General features: G+C 62.0%; 18 protein-coding genes and 2 pseudogenes. 4 read left to right on the top strand and 16 right to left on the bottom strand.

Going from position 1 to position 20,248, the window contains the following annotated elements; translation table 11 throughout:
• Positions 1-64: 64 nt before the first annotated feature.
• Complete coding sequence (locus A3A9_RS0115665) at positions 65-1,333, bottom strand: ABC transporter substrate-binding protein (protein ID WP_033838577.1); 1,269 nt, start codon at positions 1,331-1,333, stop codon at positions 65-67.
• A gap of 176 nt (positions 1,334-1,509) precedes the next feature.
• Here A3A9_RS0115665 and A3A9_RS0115660 point away from each other — a divergent pair, with 176 nt between their 5' ends.
• Together A3A9_RS0115660 and A3A9_RS38875 are read left to right on the top strand one after the other, a co-directional pair.
• A complete protein-coding gene (locus A3A9_RS0115660; RefSeq protein ID WP_027059625.1) occupies positions 1,510-2,547 on the top strand; it encodes a Gfo/Idh/MocA family protein in 1,038 nt (345 codons plus the stop codon).
• A gap of 1 nt (position 2,548) precedes the next feature.
• Positions 2,549-3,334, top strand: a complete 786-nt coding sequence (locus A3A9_RS38875; protein WP_051370934.1) for a GntR family transcriptional regulator — start codon at positions 2,549-2,551, stop codon at positions 3,332-3,334.
• Positions 3,335-3,450: 116 nt separating this feature from the next.
• Here the strand turns inward: A3A9_RS38875 and glnQ are convergent.
• A pseudogene (glnQ, locus tag A3A9_RS46305) lies at positions 3,451-3,613 on the bottom strand (glutamine ABC transporter ATP-binding protein GlnQ); the annotation flags it as partial.
• A gap of 1 nt (position 3,614) precedes the next feature.
• On the opposite strand from glnQ, the pseudogene A3A9_RS0115645 reads away from it, so the two are divergent.
• Positions 3,615-3,851 (top strand): annotated as a pseudogene (locus A3A9_RS0115645) (aldo/keto reductase); the annotation flags it as partial.
• 16 nt (positions 3,852-3,867) lie between these two features.
• Here A3A9_RS0115645 and A3A9_RS0115640 read toward each other — a convergent pair.
• The 14 genes from A3A9_RS0115640 to A3A9_RS38860 form a co-directional block, all read right to left on the bottom strand.
• Entirely contained in the window at positions 3,868-4,644 is a 777-nt protein-coding gene (locus A3A9_RS0115640) for an SDR family NAD(P)-dependent oxidoreductase (RefSeq protein ID WP_027059622.1), read from the bottom strand.
• 63 nt (positions 4,645-4,707) lie between these two features.
• Positions 4,708-5,211 (bottom strand): hypothetical protein, encoded by a 504-nt coding sequence (locus A3A9_RS45740; protein ID WP_245279044.1) that lies wholly within the window; start codon positions 5,209-5,211, stop codon positions 4,708-4,710.
• A gap of 322 nt (positions 5,212-5,533) precedes the next feature.
• Positions 5,534-6,763, bottom strand: coding sequence for an acyl-CoA dehydrogenase family protein (locus A3A9_RS0115630; RefSeq protein WP_027059620.1), 1,230 nt, complete (start codon positions 6,761-6,763; stop codon positions 5,534-5,536).
• Between the two features lie 48 nt (positions 6,764-6,811).
• Positions 6,812-7,582 carry an ABC transporter ATP-binding protein gene (locus tag A3A9_RS0115625; RefSeq protein WP_027059619.1) on the bottom strand — a complete coding sequence of 257 codons (771 nt, stop codon included), beginning with the start codon at positions 7,580-7,582 and terminating at the stop codon, positions 6,812-6,814.
• 27 nt (positions 7,583-7,609) lie between these two features.
• Entirely contained in the window at positions 7,610-8,950 is a 1,341-nt protein-coding gene (locus A3A9_RS0115620; RefSeq protein ID WP_027059618.1) for an ABC transporter substrate-binding protein, read from the bottom strand.
• Positions 8,951-9,045: 95 nt separating this feature from the next.
• Positions 9,046-10,095 carry an ABC transporter permease subunit gene (locus A3A9_RS38870; RefSeq protein WP_033838599.1) on the bottom strand — a complete coding sequence of 350 codons (1,050 nt, stop codon included), beginning with the start codon at positions 10,093-10,095 and terminating at the stop codon, positions 9,046-9,048.
• Between the two features lie 11 nt (positions 10,096-10,106).
• Positions 10,107-10,988 (bottom strand): branched-chain amino acid ABC transporter permease, encoded by an 882-nt coding sequence (locus A3A9_RS0115610; protein ID WP_027059617.1) that lies wholly within the window; start codon positions 10,986-10,988, stop codon positions 10,107-10,109.
• A gap of 7 nt (positions 10,989-10,995) precedes the next feature.
• Positions 10,996-11,763, bottom strand: coding sequence for an ABC transporter ATP-binding protein (locus tag A3A9_RS0115605; protein WP_027059616.1), 768 nt, complete (start codon positions 11,761-11,763; stop codon positions 10,996-10,998).
• Positions 11,763-13,184, bottom strand: coding sequence for an LLM class flavin-dependent oxidoreductase (locus A3A9_RS0115600; RefSeq protein WP_027059615.1), 1,422 nt, complete (start codon positions 13,182-13,184; stop codon positions 11,763-11,765). Before A3A9_RS0115600 ends, A3A9_RS0115605 begins: the two co-directional genes overlap by 1 nt.
• Positions 13,185-13,531: 347 nt before the next feature.
• Positions 13,532-14,452 (bottom strand): ABC transporter permease, encoded by a 921-nt coding sequence (locus A3A9_RS0115595; protein ID WP_027059614.1) that lies wholly within the window; start codon positions 14,450-14,452, stop codon positions 13,532-13,534.
• Positions 14,452-15,519 (bottom strand): ABC transporter permease, encoded by a 1,068-nt coding sequence (locus A3A9_RS0115590; RefSeq protein ID WP_027059613.1) that lies wholly within the window; start codon positions 15,517-15,519, stop codon positions 14,452-14,454. Before A3A9_RS0115590 ends, A3A9_RS0115595 begins: the two co-directional genes overlap by 1 nt.
• A complete protein-coding gene (locus tag A3A9_RS38865) occupies positions 15,503-17,044 on the bottom strand; it encodes an ABC transporter ATP-binding protein (RefSeq protein ID WP_033838576.1) in 1,542 nt (513 codons plus the stop codon). The genes A3A9_RS0115590 and A3A9_RS38865 overlap by 17 nt, the downstream gene beginning before the upstream one ends.
• Positions 17,045-17,149: 105 nt before the next feature.
• Positions 17,150-18,241: a BMP family ABC transporter substrate-binding protein gene (locus tag A3A9_RS0115580; RefSeq protein ID WP_027059612.1), complete on the bottom strand. Its 1,092-nt coding sequence runs from the start codon at positions 18,239-18,241 to the stop codon at positions 17,150-17,152.
• A 48-nt stretch (positions 18,242-18,289) separates the two neighbouring features.
• Positions 18,290-19,075: a GntR family transcriptional regulator gene (locus A3A9_RS38860; protein ID WP_082222100.1), complete on the bottom strand. Its 786-nt coding sequence runs from the start codon at positions 19,073-19,075 to the stop codon at positions 18,290-18,292.
• Between the two features lie 246 nt (positions 19,076-19,321).
• Between A3A9_RS38860 and A3A9_RS0115570 the strand changes: the two genes are divergently transcribed.
• Complete coding sequence (locus tag A3A9_RS0115570) at positions 19,322-20,227, top strand: aromatic ring-hydroxylating oxygenase subunit alpha (protein WP_027059611.1); 906 nt, start codon at positions 19,322-19,324, stop codon at positions 20,225-20,227.
• Positions 20,228-20,248: the final 21 nt, after the last annotated feature.

Below are 20,248 nucleotides of genomic sequence, written 5' to 3'. Positions count from 1 at the left end.
TGCGTGCCGGGAAGCTTCGGGCACACCTTGCCAACTGGCAAGGTGTGCCCGAGGCGTTCATGGATTACTTCTTCTGCGGTCCGTACCAGGAGGCGAGGCCGGCCTGGAGTTCGGCCGCGACCTGCTGCGGCGTGACGTCGGACTTGGTGAACATCACCTGCAGCAGGCGCCAGGTCTCGTCGTCGAGCGGCGGCGTGCCGGCGCTCAGCCGATCCAGCGCCAGCCGCGGTGTCAACTGGGCGCCCTTCTTCAAATCGGCGAAATCCTGGGCCAGCTTGTTCTTGTAGGTCACCGGCTTGTTGCTCATGGCAAAGAAGCCAGGAGCCGCGTTGACATAGAGTTCCTGGAACTCAGGCCCGGCGATCCAGTCAAGGAAAGTTTTGGCCGCTTCCTTGTGCGTGCTCTTGGCGTTGATGCCGATGCCCATGTCTGGCATTTCCTGGAGGTAGCGCTGGTCGCCGGCCTTCGGCACCGGCGGACCGAAGACGCCGACATTGAGGCCGGTCGAGGTCACCTGGTTGATATCCCACGAACCGTCGGGAAGGATCGCCGCCTTGCCGAGCGTGAACAGCTGGGTCATGTCGGCATAGTTCAGGCTTTCCTGGCCGGCGGGCAGGAACGGCTTCCAGGCCGCGAAGGCGGCGATGGCATCGACGAATTCGGGATCGGTCAGCTTCTTCTTGCCGTCGATCAGGCCGAGCCGGCCCTCCTCGCCTTTCCAGTAGGCGGGGCCGATCGAGTAAAGGCCGTTATAGGCGAGCTGCCAGGATTCGGCCGCGCCATAGGCCAGCGGCGTGTAGCGGCCGTCCTTCTTGATCGCCTGCAGGACATCGATGAACTCGGCGCTGGTGGTCGGCACTTTCAGCCCCAGCTCCTTGAAGATGTCGGCGTTGTAGTAGAAGCCGGCGAGCACTGCGGCGACCGGCAAGCAGTAAGCCTTGTCGTCGGCGCCCGACCACGCGGCCCGCGAGGTCTTGTCGAAATTGGCCAGGCCCGGCAGGCCTTCCAGCGATTCGAAATAGCCGCGCTTGATCCACTCGCGGTTCACGTCAAAGGGGCGGCAGGTGATAAGGTCGCCACCGGCGCCGCCTTCGATCTGCGACTGGACAGCGGCATTGTATTCATTGGTGTTGATCGGCGCGAACTCGACCTTGATGTCGGGATGCTTGGCCTCGAAGGCCGGCAGGACGGTGTCCTGCCAGACCGCGATGTCCTCGGTGCGCCAGCTGTTCAAGGTGATGGTAACCGGATCGGCAAACGCGGCACCGAAACCGCCTGAAAACATCACGCCGAGCGTCGCCGCCAGCGGGATCGATACACGTATGGAACGCATGGTCCTGCTCTCCCTCAAGATGGTGCCTCGTGTGGATTCACGATTTTGCACTGTTGCCTCGGACCATACCTACTGATACAAGTTGTGACAAGTGGTATTGTGTTGTCTTTTCCATCAAGCAGTCGCTGTCCGGGACTGAGCAGCACAGACCGATGCCGAAATCCGGGAGGAATTTGATGATTGGTGTTGGCATTCTGGGCTCGGGCTTCATTGCCGAGACCTATGCGGACTCGCTGCTCGACGTGCGCAACGCCGAGCTCGTCGCCTGCTCGTCGCGCAGTTTCGAGCGCGCCGCGGCCTTCGCCAAAAAATGGGGCCCCAAGGTCACAGCCCACAGGGATATCGACGCACTGTGCGCTGATCCGGCGGTCAAGCTGGTGGCGATCGCACTGCCCAATGAAATCCATCTCGAAGCCGTCAGGATCGCAGCGAAGCACGGCAAGGCCGTGATCTGCACCAAGCCGCTGGCGCGTACCGGCAAGGAAGCGCAGGAAATCCTCGACATCGTCCAGAGTGCCGGGATCTGGCACGGCTATGCCGAATGCGCGGTGTTTTCCCCCAACATCACCAAGGCCCATCAGATGATCCAGGCCGGCGGCATCGGCAATCTCTTGACCATGCGAGCGCGCGAAGCGCACTCCGGCCCGCACGCGCCGCATTTCTGGAACGCCGAGCTTGCCGGCGGCGGCGCCCTGCTCGACATGGGCTGCCACACCGTCGAAAGCGCGCGCCACTTCTTCGGCAAGGACAATGAGATCACCGAGGTGATGGCGTGGGGCGCAACGCTGGTCCACGGTGATAAGACAACCGGTGAAGACACGGCAATCGCGCTGTTGAAATTCGCTGGCGGCCAGCTCGCCACGATCGAATCCTCATGGATCGAGAAAGGCGGCATGCAGCTTCGCCACGAACTGGTCGGCTCGGCCGGCCGTATCGTCACCGACACCTCGGTCGGTCCGGTCTGGGGCTTTATCGAGAAGCCGGTGGGTTATCTCGTCGAGAAGGCCGATGCCGAGACCGGCTGGGTCTATCCGGTGCCTGAAGAAACCCGCGCCTATGGCTTTTCGCAACAGATGCGCCACTTTGTCGACCACTTCGCGGCAGGAACGACGCCGCTGGAAACATTCGAGGACGGCGTCATCGTCAACCACATAATTGACGCCTGCTACCGTTCGATGCGAACGGGCGTATGGGAAAAGATCAGGGGTGACTGAGATGGAGGGCTCGCCACTGCAGTCGGACGGACCGGAGCCACTCTGGCGGCAAGCCGCCGATGCGATCCTGCAGGAGATCGCCAGCGGCAAGCTTGCCTCGGGCGCGCGCCTGCCGGCCGAGCGTGATTTGTTCACGCGCATGTCGATCTCAAGGGTGACCTTGCGGCGGGCGCTGCAGAGCCTTGTCGAGGAAGGCGTGCTGACGCCGTCGCACGGACGCGGCTGGTATGTCTCGGCCAAGGTGCCGAAGGAGTTTCCCAACACGCTGGAATCGTTCAGCGAGACTGCCCGGCGCCTCGGCCTGACGCCCTCCTCCGACGTGTTGCGCGCCCAACAGGCGCCGGCCTCGCTGGATGAGGCAGAGGAGCTTGCGATCGCGCCCGGTGCTGCGCTGTTTCACCTGGAACGCATCCGCAGTCTCGACCAGGTTCCGGTGGCCGTCGACACCTCGTTTTTTGCAGCAAGCCTTGTTCCCGATCTCAGCCGCATCGACTTTCGCAACGCGTCGCTGTTCGGTCTACTGATCGATGCCGGTGTCGACCTGGCGCACGCCGAAACCACGATCGAGGCGCATGACGCCGATCCTGTGCTGGCGCGGCATCTCGATATTGATGTCGGCAAATCCACGCTGGTGATGCGCCAGCTCATCGTCGATACGGCCGGCCGACCGCTGCTGTCCTCGACGATCCGCTACGCCGGCGACCGTTATCGCTTGCGCACGTCCTTCTCCCGCACGGGCAAGACCGCCGCCCCTCGTATTCCGCCGCCACGGACGGACCGCGAATAGCACTAAACCACGGCTGATCCGTCGACGCGCGGCGTGGAGACGCCCTGGCGGACCTGTGCTTCGTGCCGCATGAGATAGCGCTCGATCGAGCGGATGATCGCGATCAGCAACAGATTACGCACGCGCTCCAGGAACCGCAGCGCGGTCTTGCGCGCTTGCGCCGCCGAAACGCCCTTGACCCACATCGGCCCGGCCATGCAGTTCATCAGCACGGTCATGTGCGGAAACAGGTTGAAGTGCTGGAAGCACCATGCCGACATTGCTGCGCACATCCGCGACGGCGGTCGAGAACGTCCGGCCGCTGGTTTCGGGCGACACCACCAAAGAGAAATTCGTGCTGCGCTGGATCCTGATGTTGGACGCGGTGAGCGTTGTCATCCCCGGCGCCCGCAATCCGGCGCAGGCGGTTTCCAATGCGGAAGCGGCGGAACTTGCGCCGCTGTCCGCTGAGTTGATGGCCAAGGTGAAGGCGATATACGACCAGGACATCAAGCCCTACGTTCACCAGCGCTGGTGATCGGCCTTCGATCGCTTCACACCACGATCTGGACCGACGCACCATCCATGTTGATGACGACACCGGTCACGTAGCTCGCGTTGGCCGAACAGAGGAAGGTGACGACCGATGCGATCTCGACCGGATCGGCCAATCTGCCGATGGGTATGGCGTCCGTCGCCTGGCGCAGGGCTTCCTGCTCGCTGATCCCCTGGCTTGCCGCAACGGCTTTCATGCCTTCACTCACCCGGCTTGTCTGGGTTAGGCCGGGATTGAGCCCAACGATGCGCACCCCGCGACCGGCATAGGCGTTCGCCAGACCGACCGTCGCCAGCATCAGCGCCGCGTTGGCGGCGCCTCCGGCAAGATGGACCGGCGAGGCGACCTTGCCGCCGTTGCCGATGATGTTGACGATCACGCCCGAGCCGCGTTCAGCCATCTTCTTGACCACCGGATCGATGACGTTGATGTAGGGGAAATATTTGTCGTCCATCGCGGCCCGCCAGGCTTGCGGGCTGAGCTCCTGCACCGGCGTGCGCTTTGCCGCGCCGGCGCTGTTGACAAGGATGTCGATCGGACCGACGTCCCGCAAAACCTTCTCAACAGCCTCTTTCGCGTCATCGCCCGATCTCAGATCCACTGCGATACCAACGGCTCCGGGAAGCTCCGAAACGGCGGCATCGATGTTGGATTGCGACCGAGAGCAGATGACGATCCTTGCGCCTTCCGCCGCGAGCAACTTTGCGCAAGCGAGCCCTATGCCTTTCGAGCCGCCAGACACCAGTGCGATCTTGCCTTCAAGGTCGAGGTCCATGGGTAGTCCTTCCTGACAGATACGGCCACCTATCAATCCTGGCGCCGTGATCGGCTTCTTTGCTCATTGCTTGATGAAGTCGCCCGTATAGACCTGGCCGGCAAGCGTGTAGGTTCCGGCCAAGGTTCGCTCGGACAGCATCGTAAAACTGATGTCCGCGCCATTCGGCAGGCGCTGAAGCCTCAACGTCGTCCCCGAAATCCTTCCCGTGCCGGCGGCCTCTCCCGGATTGTTGTCGCCCAGCTTCCCCCACGCGACGGTGACCGTCACATTGCCGTTCGCAGCAATCGTCTGCACGGCGACTTCCGCGTCATACATACCCTGCAATCGCCCGGCCCACATGCCCGAAAAGGCCGCGTACTTTTTTGGAACGCCCGATGCGGGGGGCGTGATGGTCACGGATTGATCCATGATTGCCGAACCCGGAGCAACGGCGGCCGGAGCCACGCCAGGTTGAGGAGGAACGGTAGCGGGATCCGGCGCAGGTTCGGCGGGTGGCGGTCCCGCAGGTGCCGACTGGCACGCGACCAAGGCAATTGCCGCGAAGCCCAGCATCATCTTCCGCATCGAAGTCTCCACATCAAAACCATCGGTCGGCAGCAGGCCTGGCCAATTGCACATCATTCCGATGCTATGTGTATAGCGCTTTAATCCGCGCCCGGCTGCGTCCCAGATCGGTCAGCCCGTTTGTCCTTCTGCGACCTCATCCCCGCCTATGCTTTGTCACACTCGTAATGAAAGGCGAGAACCACGCCTCCAGGCAGAGGTTGCCGCTGCAACTGAAGTGCTGGAGCGCATCGCGTCTGAACGGATCCATGCGACGTGCTTTAGGTCCTTGTTGTCATGCATGTCGTCCTCCCGAGGCCACTTTTGGGCGACATGCACTGGCTTATACCGGGCTGCGCCCGATCCGCCACTGATAGGGTGGTGGTGTGCCGTTGACTGCGTAGTCGCCTACGATGCGATCCTTGTAGATGCGCGGGTTGTGCGAAGACAGGGTGCGAGCGTTGCGCCAATGGCGATCGAGGCCGATCGGCTTCCTGGTCGAGGACGCACCCAGTGCATCGAAGATGATCGTCGACGCCTCAAGAACCAGATTCGTGACGACCGTCACCGCTTGCGATGTCTCGAGTTCGGCGACCGCGTTGGCCTTTTCCTCCGCCTCGGCATCGCCGGCAAAGTGTGCCTGATAAGCACGTTCGATGGCTTGCGCGACCTGCAAGACAATGGCGCCAGCCGCATAGGCGTTGCTGCGAATACGGCCGACGACCTGAAGCACCTGCGGGTCCTGGCTCGAGCGCGGGCCGGCGGCATTGGTATAGGAGCGATTGCGCGCGGCGACGGCGGCAGCAGTCTCGTTGGCTATCGCCCGGCCGATACCGGCAAGGGTGGCAAGATGCACCAGCTGGTAGAAGGCGGCACCATAGCGGAACTTGTCATCGTCGACGACGACATCGCCGGGGTCGACCGTGGCATCGGTAAAGATCGTGGTGCCGCTGGCCGTCAGCGTCTGGCCAAAACCGTCCCAGTCGTCGACAACATTGACGCCCGGATCGTCGCGGCGCACCTGCAACACGATGCCTTGCCCGTCGAGCCCTGTCGCACCGACATCGATCCAGTCGGCGAACAGCGAACCGGTGGTGTAGTATTTGGTGCCGTTGAGCACCAGCCTGTCATCCTTGTTCGAGATGCGGGTCGAGAAAACGTCCTGTTTGGCTGCGCCGATCTCGGTCCAGGCATTGCCGGCGATCTCGCCACGGGCAATCCGCTCCGCCCAGCGCTTGCGGCTCTCGCCTGCCGTCTTGTTGACGACGTCTTCGACAAAGCCAAAATGGCCGCGCAACGCCTGGGTGATATTGGAGTCTGCCGCCGACAGCTCGATCAGGATATTGGCGAGCTCAGGCAGCGTCGCGCCAAGGCCACCTTCGGCTTCAGACAGGCGCAGCGCGCCCAGGCCCACCTGCTTCAACTTCGCAATCTCTTCTGCCGGCAGTTCGCGGCCAAGTTCCCGCTCGACCGCACCGGCGGCGATCTCAGCAAATATCGGCCGGAACCGTTCGGCCAGTGTCTCATAGCGTGCGCTGGGGCCCGCGCCCCAGGCGGTATCGATCTGTGTCATTTTGCATTGTCCTGAAATTAGCCGTCCCACCCGGCGCGGGTGAGGCGGTCAGTGTGGTTTGGCGACATTGGTACCGCCCAGGTAAAAGTCCTGGACATCTTCACGGGTTCGCAGTTCCTCTGCCGTTCCCGACAGAACAACGCGGCCGTTTTCGAGGATGTAGCCGTAGTCGGCGTAACGAAGCGCGAGATTGGCGTTCTGCTCGGCAAGCAGGAAGCTGACGCCCTGCTCACGGTTCAGAATGCGGATGATCTCGAAGATTTCCTGAACGATGATCGGCGCCAGACCCATGGACGGCTCGTCCAGCAGCACAAGGCTGGGCTTGGTCATCAGCGCGCGGCCGATGGCCACCATCTGCTGTTCGCCGCCGGAGGTCAGGCCGGCCTTCACCTTGCGCTTCTCCTTGAGGCGCGGAAACCATGTGTAGATCCGTTCGATGTCGCGCTGCAGGTCCGCCCTGCTCGGCTTGCGGACGAAGCCGCCGGAGAGGATGTTTTCTTCGACCGTCAATTGCGCAAAGCAATGACGGCCCTCCAGCACCTGCACGACACCTTTGGCGACGAGCCTGGAAGCCGAAAGGCCGCTGACCGGCTCGCCCTGCCACAGGATGCTGCCACGGCTGACCTTGCCGCGCTCTGGTCCAAGCAGATTGGAAACCGCCTTCAGCGTTGTGGTCTTGCCCGCGCCATTGGCGCCGAGCAGGGCAACGATCTTGCCCTGCTCGACCTTGAGCGATACGTCGCGCACCGCCAGGATCGCCTGACCATAGAGCGCTTCCATATTCTGGATCTCGAGGAAGCTTTTTGTTGCAATGGTCATGGGTCGATCCTGTCGGTACCGTTGGCGTCAGTTCGTTGCAACGCGGGGCTCGATGCCCTTTTCCTTGGCGTAGGCGGCTGCCTTTGCCTTGATGACGTCGGCAAACAGCGAGGCATCGGCCTTGATCCAGTCGGTCCTTGTGTCCCAGGACTGACCGTTCCACTGGATGATCTTGGCGGCGATGGTTTCGCCCTTGTGGTTGTCGATGGAGGTTTTCAGCGGGCTGATGAGCCCTTCCGCGCCAAGCTCGGCGATCCGCTTCTGATCGATGTCGAGGTTTTCGAGCGCCCACTGGCCTTCGGCGGCGGTCAATGGCCTGTTGCCGAATTTCTTGTGGCCGGTGCGCAGCGCCTCGACGAAGGTGATGGCTTCGATCACGCCGTAATTGTAGTAAACGGTGCCGAACTTCGAATTGTCCTTCAGGTCGGACTTGCCCTTGTCGAGGATGTCAGCCTTCAGCGTCTTCAAGATGCCGTAGTTGGTGCCCGGCGGGAAGACGGAGACGGCGAGGTAGCCGTTGGCGGCAGCGCCCGCCGGACGGGCATCGTCTTCCGAACCGCTCCAGATATCGCCGATGATGCGATTGGCCGGGAAGCCGACGCGAGCCGCGGTCTTGATCGCCACCGGCGTCATGACGCCCCAGCCGCGCAGGAAGACCCAGTCGGCGTTTGCACGGCGGATCTGCTGCCACTGTGTCTGCTGCTGTTCGCCGGGATGCGGAACCGGGATCTGGATGTCTTCGAAGCCATATTTCTTGGAGAGGATGCCGAGCGGCTCGATCGTGTCGCGGCCATAGCCGCTATCGTGATAGAGCGTCGCGATCTTCAGCCCCTTGAGCTTGTCATAGCCGCCCGCCTGCTGGGCGATGTAGTCGACGATGATCTGGGCTTCGCTCCAATAGTCGAACACCAACGGATACTGGTAGGGAAAGACGCGACCGTCGGTGGCGATGTTCTGGCCGCCGCCAGGGCTGACGATCGGGATCTTGTCGATGCGAGCCTTGTCGGTGAGCGCGACGTCGAGACCGCTCGAATGCGGATAGATCGACGCCGTCAGCGCGCCGTTGTAGCCGTTCTTGTAGCGTTCGTAGCATTCGATGCCGCGCTCGATCGTGTAGGCCGTCTCGCATTCCTGGACCAGGATCTTGACGCCGTCGACGCCGCCCTCGACCTCATTGATGTAGCGGAGATAATCGATGTTGCCGGCGCCGAACGGAATGAACGATGGAGCATAGGGCCCGGTGCGGTAGGTGAACAGCGGATAGAGCTGTTGGCCGGTGCCGTCTTCGGCGAAGGACGCGCTGCTCAGCAGCGTGACGGCCATCGCGGCAGCGGCCGCCAGCGACATGGTCTTGGTTAGCAATGACATGGTGCAACCCTTGTTTGAGTGGTTTGGCGAAAGTGACGACTGATGCTTGGGAGGAGGCGAAAGACCCGGCGCCGAGGTCTTTCGCCTGTTCGAGTTCAACCGGATGAGCGTGTTCGCGAGCGAAGGGCCTCCACGCCGCGCCTTCCCAGGCTCGACAATCCATCCGGTTCCTTGATCAGCAGCACGATGATGATCGTGCCGAAGATGATGTGCTGCAGGTTTGCCAGCGCGCCCTGATCGCCGAGGAATGAAAGATCGATGACCAGTGACAGCCGGTCGAGCAGGATCGGCGTCAGCACGATGAAGGCGGCACCGAGAAAATTGCCGAAGATGGTAGCCACGCCGCCAATGATGACGATGAACAGTATCTGGAACGATTTATCGAGATTGAACGCATGCGCATCCGAGGTGCCAAGATATCCGAAGGCCCAGAGGGCGCCGGCGATGCCAAGGAAAAACGAACTTATGCCGAAGGACAGCAGCTTGCGGCGCGCAACGCGGATGCCGATGACCGAGGCAGCGACATCCATGTCGCGGATCGCCATCCATTCGCGGCCGACACGGCTTTTGACAATGGCGAAGGCCAGCGCGATCAGCAGCACCGTGGTCGCGATCACCAGATAGTAGCGTCCGGTGGCCGACTGGAGGTCGTAGTCGAGGATCTGCAGTCGAGGCGCCGAGATGGTCAGCGACTGGCTGTCATTCGAAAACCAGCTGAAATTGGTGAACAGCCATTCAAAGAAGAACTGGGCGCCCAGCGTCGAAGCGCCGAGATAGAAGCCCTTGATGCGCAGCGACGGTAACCCGAAGATGACGCCGGCAGCAGCCGCGATCAGGCCGGCAAGGATCAGGACGACCGGCAGGGGCAAGAACGGCGCGCGCAGCAGCAGATTGTAGGTCGAGAAGGCGCCGATCGACATGAAGGCAGCCGAACCGATCGACACCAGCCCGGTATAGCCCATCAGCAGGTTCAGCCCGATGCCGGCAAGCCCCATGATCACCGTCGGGATGATGATCGAACTCAGCCAGTAATCGTCGGCAAGGGCCGGCACCGCGAAGGCGGCAACCAGGCCAGCGACGATGGCGATGGTGCCGACCCCAAGGGCAGGCCGGCGGAGCGGCTTGGTCGGGGCGGATTCCTGCAGCGTGGTCACGATCAGACCCTTTCGATTTCGCGATCGCCGAACAGGCCGGCCGGGCGGATCTGCAGGAAGCCGACAGCGAGGATGTAGGCAAACCAGGTGGAGACGCTGCCATTGACCAGCGGGCCGATATAGATGTCGGCCAACGCCTCGGTCGCGCCGACAAGCAGGCCGCCGGCGATGGCGCCCGGGATGGAGGAGAAGCCGCCGATGATCAGCACCGGCAGCGCCTTGAGCGTCACCAGCGAGAGCGAATATTGCACACCCTGGCGCGATCCCCAGACAAGGCCGGCAACCAGGGCCACGATGCCGGCGACGCTCCAGACGATGCGCCAGATGACAGGCAGGCGGATGCCGATCGACTGCGCCGCAAGCGTGTCGGAAGCCACCGCGCGAAGCGAGATGCCCATACGCGTCTTGTTGAAAGTGATGGCCAGCGTGGCGACCAGCGTCAGCGCAATCAACGAGGCAATGATGTCGAACTGGCTGACATAGATGCCGCCGACCTGTACCGCGACATCGGGGATGCCGAGATCGAGCATGTGAACATCCATGCCCATCAGCAATTGGGCAAAACCCTCGATGACGTAGCTCAATCCCGAAGTGGCCATGAACAGCGTCAACGGATCGCGGTTTCGCAAGGGCCGAAGCACCAGCCACTCGATCAGGATCGCCATCGCCACCATGACAAGCGATGTGACGATGAAGGCCAGGGCAAACGGCATGCCCTTCTCGATCAGGGTGACGAAGGTCAGCGCCGCAAACAGCAGCATCGCCCCTTGCGCGAAATTGAAGACCCCGGACGCCTTGTAGATGAGCACGAAACCGATCGCGACGAGCGAGTACATCACTCCGGCAAACAGACCGCTGACCAATGTTTCAAGAAAATAGGACATGAGTTCCTCAGTGAACCGTGCCGAGATAGGCGGCTATCACGTCGGGGTTTTTGCGCACCTCGTCGGGTGCCCCGTCCGCGAGCTTGCGGCCGTAATCGAGCACCACCACATGGCTGGCGAGGTTGAGCACGATGCCGACATCGTGCTCGATCAGCACCACGGTCGAGCCGAAGACGCGATTGACCTCGCGGATCACGCGGCTCATCTCCTCCTTCTCTTCCTGGTTCATGCCGGCCATCGGTTCGTCGAGCAGCAGCAGCTTGGGGCCGGCGACCAATGCCCGGGCGAGATCGACGCGTTTCTGAAGACCGTAGGGAAGTGTCGAAACGATCTTTCCCGCATGGCGATCGAGCCCGAGGAACGACATGGTGCGTTCGGCGCGGGCAAGGAAGCCGTGGCGCTCGGCGCCGTCCCTGCCCAGCCGGAAGATGTTTTCGAAAAAGCTGGCGTTGCCATGACGAGAAAGACCGGCCAACACGTTTTCGCGCACCGACAAGCGGCGGAACAACGCATTGTGCTGGAAGGTCCGGCCGATGCCGAGATGGGCCGCCTTCTGCGGATGGATCGCCTCGAAGCGCAGCCCGTCGAAGACAATGTCGCCGGCGTCGGCGCGATAGACGCCATTGATGACGTTGAGAAGCGAACTCTTGCCGGCGCCATTCGGCCCGATCAAGGCGCAGATCTCACCCTTGGCGACGCTGAAGCTCAGCGCATTCAGCGCTCGTACGCCCTTGAAGGACAGCGACACGTCGTGGAGTTCAAGCAGGCCGCTCATCACGCATTCACGGATTTCAGGCGGGACGCCGAGGCACGGTCGGCTTCGCGACGCTTGACGGCCTCGATGTCACGGTAGCCGTCGGCCGGATGCGTCGCGGGAAGATAGGGCCCTTGGCCGAACAGCTTTTCACGCAATGTTCCGGGCTTGTAGGCGGTGGGATAGACGCCGCGCTTCTGCAATTCCGGCACCAGCAGATCGACGGTCGCCTCGAAGCTTTCGGGCGTCACCGCATAGGCGAGGTTGAAGCCATCGACACCGGTTTCATCGACCCATTCCTGCAGGATATCGGCGATGGTGCCGGCCGAGCCGACGAAGACAGGCCCGACGCCGCCGATGCCGCCCCATTTCGCCAGTTCCTCCACGGTCCAGGCCTTGTCCTTGCCGGCAAAGTGCTCGACCATCGAGACGATGGCATTGGTCTCGACCTTCTTGAGCGCGTCGGTTGGCGCATACTGGCCGAAATCGATGCCGGTCCAACCCGACATGAACACCAGCGAGCCATCGTAGGATGTATAGCCTTGGTATTCCTCGAAGCGCTTCTTCGCCTTCTCGTCGGTCTCATCGACAATCAGCGTGGTGAGATTGTAGATCAGAACATTCTTCGGATCTCGGCCCGCGGCAGCGGCTTTTTGACGGATTTCGGAAACATAGGCCTTGAGCAGCGTTTTCGTCGGCGCGCCGACGAAAACGCACTCGGCATGCGCAGCGGCGAAGGCCTTGCCCGGACCCGAGGCGCCCGCCTGATAGAGAACCGGAGTGCGCTGCGGCGACGGCTCCGACAGATGGTAGCCAGGTACTTCGAAGAACTTGCCCTTGTGGCCGATCTCGTGGACCTTGCTGGGGTCGGTGAAAATGCCACGGACCGGATCACGCAGCACCGCGCCCTCTTCCCAACTGCCTTCGAACAGCTTGTAGAGCACCTCGACATATTCGGCCGCGACCTCGTACCGGTTGTCATGGCTTTTCAGGCCGGTCTGGCCGACATTCTTGGCGCCGCTTTCCAGATACGAGGTCACGATATTCCAGCCGACACGGCCCTTGGTGTGATGGTCGGCGGTCGAAAGGCGGCGGGCGAATGTGTAGGGATGTTCGAACGAGGTCGAGGCGGTAATGCCAATGCCGAGATGCTCGGTGGCAAGGGCGATTGGCGCTGCCAATTGCAAGGGATCATTGACCGGAATCTGCGCCGCTTGCTCGATCGCGTGGTAATTCGAGCCCTTGTAGACGTCGTAGTAGCCGATGACATCGGCGATGAATATGCCGTCGAAAATACCACGCTCGAGCGTCCGAGCCAGGTCCTGCCAGTAGTCCAGATCCTTGTATTTCCAGGACTTGTCGCGTGGATGCTTCCACAGGCCAGGGGATTGGTGGCCAACGCAATTCATGTCGAAAGCGTTGAAGCGAATATGCCGACCCATCCGTCACTCCTTTGATAGCCCTGTCGGGCGACTGCGGGAGGAAACTACCGACAGGGTGGCTGTCGACGAAGGCAGAATATAATGTCTATGGATTATATAGAGAACTATTATTCCGCTCTTGGCGCGCATCTTGGTTTTTCCCCGAGGCACGGCTTCGAACGCTGTGTGAGGGCCACCATGGCAAAGCTGGAACATGCGCGCGACGAGATCGGCGAGCAGCCGTATCGAGCGCGGCGCTGTTGAGCGCAGCGAACGCTGATGGATGTGGGGGGTTGCAGGGGCTTAGCCCCGGACACTGCTTCCGGCCAGAAACTGGACCGGGCCGGAATTCGCGCAGTGACACATTTCTAGCCGGCGGGCCTGAAGGGCTTTGCCAGGGAGGCTGGGAAATTCAAGGCGAGCATCTGGCGATTGCGCGAGATGATCACCAGCACCACGATCGTCGCCAGATATGGCAGCGCGGAAAGCAGTTCTGACGGCAGGGCGATGCCGAGCACCTGACCCTGGAGTTGCAGGATTGTCATGCCGCCGAACAGCCATGCCCCGAGCAGGACACGATAGGGGCGCCAAGTGGAAAAAACCACCAGTGCGAGCGCGATCCAACCCCGGCCGGCGGTCATGTTCTCTACCCATAGCGGCGTATAGACCACCGACAGATACGCGCCTGCCAATCCCGCCATGGCGCCGCCGAACAACACCGCGAGATAGCGAATGCGGACCACCGGATAGCCGATCGCATGCGCCGACTGCGGCGATTCGCCGATCGTGCGCAGCACCAGGCCGGCCTTGGTCCGGTAGAGAAACCAGCCGATGAAGACGACCATGAACAGACTGAAATAGACCAGTATGTCGAAGCGGAAGATGAGCGGTCCAACGAGCGGAATGTCCGAAAGGACCGGAATATGAAGCGTGCCGAGCGCTGCGATCGGAGTGTTGCCGAAGCCGTTACCGATCATTGCCGACAGGCCGGAGCCGAAGATCGCCAGAGCCAAGCCGGCCGCGTACTGGTTGGTCAGGAAGGTCAACGCCAGCACGCCGAACAGCATCGAAGACGCCGCGCCGCCGGCGACGCCGGCAACGATGGCAAGCGGTAGCGGCAAGCCGGCAAGCGCAACCCCGAAGGCAAGGGCCGCACCGGTAAGCATCATGCCTTCGATGCCGAGATTGAGCACGCCGGACTTTTCCACCACCAGTTCGCCGAGCGCGGCCAGCACCAGAGGCGTGGCGGCGACGATCGTGCCCGTGAAGATGGCGATGAACAGATCCATCAGTTCTGCCCCCCAACGCGGCGAATGCGGTAGAAGATGAAGAAGTCGGCGGCGAGCAGGAAGAACAACAGGACGCCCTGAAACACGCGAGTCAGCGCCGAGGGCAGACCGAGCGACACCTGGACTGTTTCGCCACCGAGGAAGAGCAGCGACATCAGCAAGCCTGCCAGCACGATGCCGAAAGCGTTCAACCGGCCGACAAAGGCAACGATGATTGCGGCGAAGCCGTAACCAGGCGAGACGTTGGGCGAAAGCTGTCCAAGCGGTCCTGCCGCCTCAGCCATGCCCGCGACGCCGGCGGCAGCGCCACCTGCCAGAAGTCCAATCCATATGGCGGCCGATTCACGGAAACCGGCATAGCGAGCGGCCAGCGGTGCAGCGCCTGCCACGGCCATCTTGTAGCCTAGAAAGCTGCGGTCGGTGAAAATCCACATAACGACCACTGCCACAGCGGTGATGAACACTGAATGGTTGACACGGTAGGCATCGTCAAACGGCGCAAAAAGGGCGTACGGCGGCAGCATCGCGGTTTGCGGATAGTTGAAGCCGGCAGGATCGCGCCATGGGCCGTGGACCAGCCACGATAGGAACAGTGTCGCCACATAGGTCAGCATCAGCGTGACAAGAATTTCGCTGGTGTTCATGCGCGCCCGTAGAAAGGCTGGTATCGCAGCCCAGGCCATGCCGGCGGCCATGCCCGCCAAGAACATCAGCGGCAAAAGAAGCACGCTATCCGGGTTTGGATAAAAGAGCCCGACACCCGTCGCCGCAATCGCCCCCATGATGAGCTGGCCCTCGGCGCCGATGTTCCAGACATTTGCGCGAAAGCCAACCGCAAGGCCACAGGCGATGAGGATCAGCGGCGACGCCTTCAGCAGCAATTCCGAAAGGCCGTTCAGCGAATTGAGCGGCGCGATGAAGAACGCGTCGAGCATGGCGACGGGATTGTGGCCAAGTGCCGCGAACAGACCCGCGCCGACGACAAGGGTCAACGCTATCGCAGCGACGGGAGCCACGACGCGCATGACGGCCGAGGGCTCGGGCCGTTGTTCAATCGTGAAGCGCAAGGCTGTCTCCACCGTTTGCAACAACACTGCCATCCAGTCCCGTCATCAGCAGCCCCACTTCCTCGCGGTCCGTCTGCGTGCGAATGAGCGACTTCGACAGCCGGCCGTTGCAAATCACCAGCAGCCGGTCGCAGATCTCGAAAAGCTCGTCGAGTTCCTCCGAGACAATCAGCACGGCAGCGCCCGCACGACTGAGATCAACCAGCGTCTGGCGGATGAAGGCGGCCGCGCCGACATCGACGCCCCAGGTCGGCTGTGAGACAAGCAGCAGCTTCGGCTGCAAGGCGATTTCGCGGCCGACGATGAATTTCTGCAGGTTACCGCCCGACAGGCTCTGCGCCTTGGCGCGGACGCCGTTGGTCTTCACCTTGAATTTTTCGACAATGTCGCGCGAGAAGTCGGCGGCGCGTTTGCGGTCGACCATGCCGTGGCGCACCGAGCCGAGGCGGTGACCGGTGAGCAGGCCGTTCTCGATCAGCGAATGCGCCGGCACGGCGCCGCGGCCGAGCCGCTCTTCCGGGACGAAGGCGATGCCTGCGCGACGGCGACCGTCTGCGTCGAGATGACCGGAGGCGATGCCGCCAATGCGGATCGCGTTGCTTTGGGGATGCAGCCGCTCGCCGCTGAGCAGGGAAACAAGTTCGGCCTGCCCGTTGCCCGACACGCCGGCGATGCCGACGATCTCGCCACCGAACACGTCAAAGGAAATATCGGCGAGGTCGACGCCGTAAATGTCTGTCGCCGCTGCGGACAGCCCGCGAATCTCGAGCATGGGTTTCTCGGCCGGGACGGGAGGGCTGACATGCATCTCGGGCAGTTTCGAGCCCACCATCATCCGCGCCAGTTCTGTTGCTGTCGTCTGCTTGGGCCTTGCCGTGCCGGTTACCCGGCCGTTGCGGAATACGGTTGCGGTGTCGCAAAGCGTCTGGACCTCGTCCAGCTTGTGGCTGATGTATAGAATGCTGCAGCCTTCGGCCGCCAGTTGCCGAAGCGTATCGAACAGCCGCAGCACGGCTTGCGGTGTCAGCACCGAAGTCGGTTCGTCGAGGATCAGCAGCTTGGGGTTCTGCAAGAGGCAGCGCAGGATTTCCACGCGCTGCCTTTCGCCCACCGACAGATTGTGCACCAGCCGCGCCGGATCGATCGGCATGCCGTAGCGCTGGGAAAGCTCAAGCACCTTGCGCGAAAGCGCCGCCAGGTTGAACGGCGTGGTGACGGAAAGCGCTATGTTCTCAACGACGGAAACGGATTCGAATAGCGCGAAATGCTGATAGACCATCTCGATGCCGAGCGCGCGCGAGACGGCTGGATTGTGCGAATGGATCGGGTTGCCGTCGCATAGGATCTCGCCGCTGTCGGCCTGTACGGCACCGTAGATGATCTTCATCAGCGTCGATTTTCCGGCGCCGTTCTCGCCCAGCACAGCGTGGATTTCGCCGGGCAAGATCGACAACGAAACGTCGTCGTTGGCGACGACACCGGGATAGCGTTTGCAGATGTTGCGCAGTTCGAGGCGCGGGATCATCGCTGGACCTGTACTGTCAGGAAGAGTCGGGCTGGCGCCGCAACGCTACCGGTGCGCGCCGGAGCCTGTCCAGCGCGCAGCGGTTTTGAGGCTATGGCCAGGCGATCAGGCGAGCTTGCCGCTCATGCCGGCGACCAGCCAGTTGGTGGCGCGGATGTCCTTGTCGGAAAGCATCGCTCCGGCCGGCACACGTACCTTGCCGTCCTGGTCCTTGATCTCACCGGCATAGGGGTGGACCTTGCCGGAGCCGATGTCGGCCTCAAGTTGTACAAGCTTGGCCTGCGCCTCGGCGGGGATTTTCTTGTTGAAAGGCGCCAGCTTCACCACGCCGGCCTTGAGCCCATCCCATCGTTCCTCCGACTTCCACGTGCCGTCGGCGACACCCTTGGCCGCGCGCACATAGTCGCTCGTCCAGTCCATCATGAAGGCGGTGAGATGGAATTCCGGCGCGAATTTGGCAAGGTCGCTGGCATAGCCGATCGACCATGCCCCCTTTTCGCCCGCAACCTGCACGCATGTGCCGGTGTCGGTCATGCCGCAGACCACGTCGCAGCCTTGCGACAAGAGGGCAAGAGCGGCTTCCTTTTCCTTGCCCGGATCATACCAGGAATTGAGGAAGACGACGTTGCAGGTGGCCTTCGGATTGACGCTTTGCGCACCGAGGAGGATGGCGTTGGCCGGACCGACGATGTCGGGAATCGGGAAGCCGCCAACGAAGCCGATCTTGCCCGCCTTCGACATGTAACCCGCGGCCGCGCCGGCCACATAGGCGCCCTCATAGTACTTCGCCTCGAACGTGCCGAGATTGGGCAGATGGACGATACCGGAGCAATGTTCGAAGGCGACCTTGGGGAAGCGCGGTGCCACTTTCTGCATCGGCGTGCCTAGCGAGAAGCTGGTGCCGAAGATCAATTTGTTGCCAGCCGACGCAAGCTCACGGAACACCCGCTCGGCGTCCTGGGGCATGAAGATGTTGTCGATGACGGTGACGGCGACCTTGTCGCCGAACTCCGCCTTGATGGCGTCGATGCCCAGCGCATGCTGCTTGGCCCAACCGATTTCGGCGGCGGGCGACGCGTTCACCTGGCCGATCTTGAGCGGCTCGGCTGCCCTCAGGATCGATGGAAAACCGGTGGCGCCGATTGCGGCTCCGACTGCCCCATATTTTAAGAATTGCCGTCTCGTGGTCTTGATCATGTTCGTTACCCTCTGATTGTGTTCTGGTTCCGTTGCGCCCGGTCTGGTTCACTGCCGGATCTTTTCTTCGAGATGGTGATGCGCCGTCAGGGCCGCCGCACCATCTTCCTCCACATTGCGTGATGCCGGCCCGTTCGGTCCCGTCCCGGTTCTTGCGATGGCCAGGTACGGTGCCAGCGCCTCCACGGGGCTGGCTTCGGGAAACACTGAATCGTCCATGACAAAGCCGCGCACGATCGACCGGTAGTGCGCGTCGATCAGGTCCATGGCCTGTTTGACCCGCTTCTTTTCGAGCAGTTCGAGAAGCTTCGAGTGGTCGTCGAGCAGGCTGCAATAATCGAAATGGTTGAAATAGAGCGAGCGCAGCAGCATCGTGCGGCGCACGATCTGCGCGTGGATATCCTGCACGACTTTGTTGCGGCTGGCGCGGATGAGCTGGGTATGAAAATCCGGGCCGAGCGCATCGGCGAGCGCATGGTTGCCGCAATCCATGGCCTGTCGCGTCTGCTCTATCTGCCGATGCAGGGCCGCCCAATCGCGTGGACCCATGCGCTCGGCCAATTGCGAGGCGACGCCCTGCTCGATCAGTGTCAGCGCGTCGTAGAGCTCGTAGGCCTCCTGCATGCTGGGCTTGGCGACAAAGGCACCGCGGTTGCGAACGATCGAGACAATCCCGTCGTCGGCCAGCCGGATAAGCGCCTGGCGCACAACGATGCGGCTGACCTTGAAAATCTCGGAAAGCTCGCGCTCGCCAAGCTTGGCACCGGGAACCAGCCGGTGCTCAAGGATTGCCTTGGTCAAGGTATCGGCGATCGCGCGCGATCGATTGCTCATTGACGATTGCCCGTGGCGAGTGGCCGTTCTACGTTTCTGACGCCGGTTCCGGAGTTCCAGCAGCGCGTCTGATACGATAGGCGAAACTGGGACGAAACCGCTTGAATTGTCAACCGATCTTAAAAATTTGATGATACAAAAAGAAGATATTGATATCCAAAAAGCTTTCTGCAAACGTGGTGTGCCAATCGTTGGGATTTCAAGAATGGCGACGATGCGGACGGTCGAGATGAAGGCGCCGACAGCATGCGGGAGATGACGTCCATAGATCCGGTGACACTGAACCTTTGGTATCCGATCGTCGCAATTGGCGACACGAAGCCGGATGTCGCGGGCACCACCATGCTGCTCGAACAGCCGATCGGCTTTGCCGTCGGCGTGTCCGGGCGAGCGGCTGCCTGGAGCGCGCGGCCGGACCTTCGAGCCGGCGACACCGTTGATGCTTCCAGCGTCACTGGTGGCTTGCCCGTCAAGACCGCGTACGGCTATCTCTGGACCTCGCTCGGCACACCAGCGGCCGACATCTTCGCGATCCCGCAATATGCCGAGCCGGACCGACGCAACATTGCCGCCGCCTCGATCGGAGTGAACGTATCGGCACCGCGTGCCATCGAGAATTTCCTCGATATGGGCCACTTTCCGTATGTCCACACCGGTATCCTGGGCATCGAGCCGCATACCGAGGTCAAGGAGTACGACGTCGAGATTTCGGTCGATGGCGACGAGATACTCGCCACGCGCTGTCGTTTCTTCCAGCCCATGGCCTCGACAGTCGCACAGGGCGGCGCAGATGTGGAATACGTCTACCGGGTGCCGCACCCGTTCTGCTCGGTGCTCTACAAGTCGAGCCCGCTCGACGAGAAGCGCATGGACGTGATCGCCATCTTCCTGCAGCCGATGGACCAGGAGCATGTCCGGGCGCACATGATGCTGAGCGTTCTCGACGACCAGAACGACGACACCTTCATCCGGCGCTTCCAGTTGATGATCTTCGGCCAGGACAAGCCGATCCTGGAAAACCAGTTCCCCAAGCGGCTGCCGCTGGATCCCCGCGCGGAAACGCCGATCCGGGCCGACAAGTCGGCCATCGCCTATCGCCGCTGGCTCAGCCAGAAGGGCATCACCTACGGGGTCATTCCGGTTGCCGCCTGATTTCGAACCCGGAGACGGTAT

Origin of the sequence: Mesorhizobium loti CJ3sym, from assembly GCF_000472785.1 — a bacterium.
In the GTDB taxonomy this organism is placed as follows: Bacteria; Pseudomonadota; Alphaproteobacteria; order Rhizobiales; family Rhizobiaceae; genus Mesorhizobium; species Mesorhizobium loti_E.
The sequence above is the reverse complement of the archived record's forward strand: the minus strand, read 5'-3'. Positions and strand labels throughout refer to the sequence as shown.

Bases quoted from the DNA above. Each gene is read 5' to 3' on its own strand.
- A3A9_RS0115665 (WP_033838577.1), bottom strand. From the start codon at position 1,333: ATGCGTTCCATACGTGTATCGATCCCGCTGGCGGCGACGCTCGGCGTG.
- A3A9_RS0115660 (WP_027059625.1), top strand. From the start codon at position 1,510: ATGATTGGTGTTGGCATTCTGGGCTCGGGCTTCATTGCCGAGACCTAT.
- A3A9_RS38875 (WP_051370934.1), top strand. From the start codon at position 2,549: ATGGAGGGCTCGCCACTGCAGTCGGACGGACCGGAGCCACTCTGGCGG.
- A3A9_RS0115640 (WP_027059622.1), bottom strand. From the start codon at position 4,644: ATGGACCTCGACCTTGAAGGCAAGATCGCACTGGTGTCTGGCGGCTCG.
- A3A9_RS45740 (WP_245279044.1), bottom strand. From the start codon at position 5,211: ATGCGGAAGATGATGCTGGGCTTCGCGGCAATTGCCTTGGTCGCGTGC.
- A3A9_RS0115630 (WP_027059620.1), bottom strand. From the start codon at position 6,763: ATGACACAGATCGATACCGCCTGGGGCGCGGGCCCCAGCGCACGCTAT.
- A3A9_RS0115625 (WP_027059619.1), bottom strand. From the start codon at position 7,582: ATGACCATTGCAACAAAAAGCTTCCTCGAGATCCAGAATATGGAAGCG.
- A3A9_RS0115620 (WP_027059618.1), bottom strand. From the start codon at position 8,950: ATGTCATTGCTAACCAAGACCATGTCGCTGGCGGCCGCTGCCGCGATG.
- A3A9_RS0115610 (WP_027059617.1), bottom strand. From the start codon at position 10,988: ATGTCCTATTTTCTTGAAACATTGGTCAGCGGTCTGTTTGCCGGAGTG.
- A3A9_RS0115605 (WP_027059616.1), bottom strand. From the start codon at position 11,763: ATGAGCGGCCTGCTTGAACTCCACGACGTGTCGCTGTCCTTCAAGGGC.
- A3A9_RS0115600 (WP_027059615.1), bottom strand. From the start codon at position 13,184: ATGGGTCGGCATATTCGCTTCAACGCTTTCGACATGAATTGCGTTGGC.
- A3A9_RS0115595 (WP_027059614.1), bottom strand. From the start codon at position 14,452: ATGGATCTGTTCATCGCCATCTTCACGGGCACGATCGTCGCCGCCACG.
- A3A9_RS38865 (WP_033838576.1), bottom strand. From the start codon at position 17,044: ATGATCCCGCGCCTCGAACTGCGCAACATCTGCAAACGCTATCCCGGT.
- A3A9_RS0115580 (WP_027059612.1), bottom strand. From the start codon at position 18,241: ATGATCAAGACCACGAGACGGCAATTCTTAAAATATGGGGCAGTCGGA.
- A3A9_RS38860 (WP_082222100.1), bottom strand. From the start codon at position 19,075: ATGAGCAATCGATCGCGCGCGATCGCCGATACCTTGACCAAGGCAATC.
- A3A9_RS0115570 (WP_027059611.1), top strand. From the start codon at position 19,322: ATGCGGGAGATGACGTCCATAGATCCGGTGACACTGAACCTTTGGTAT.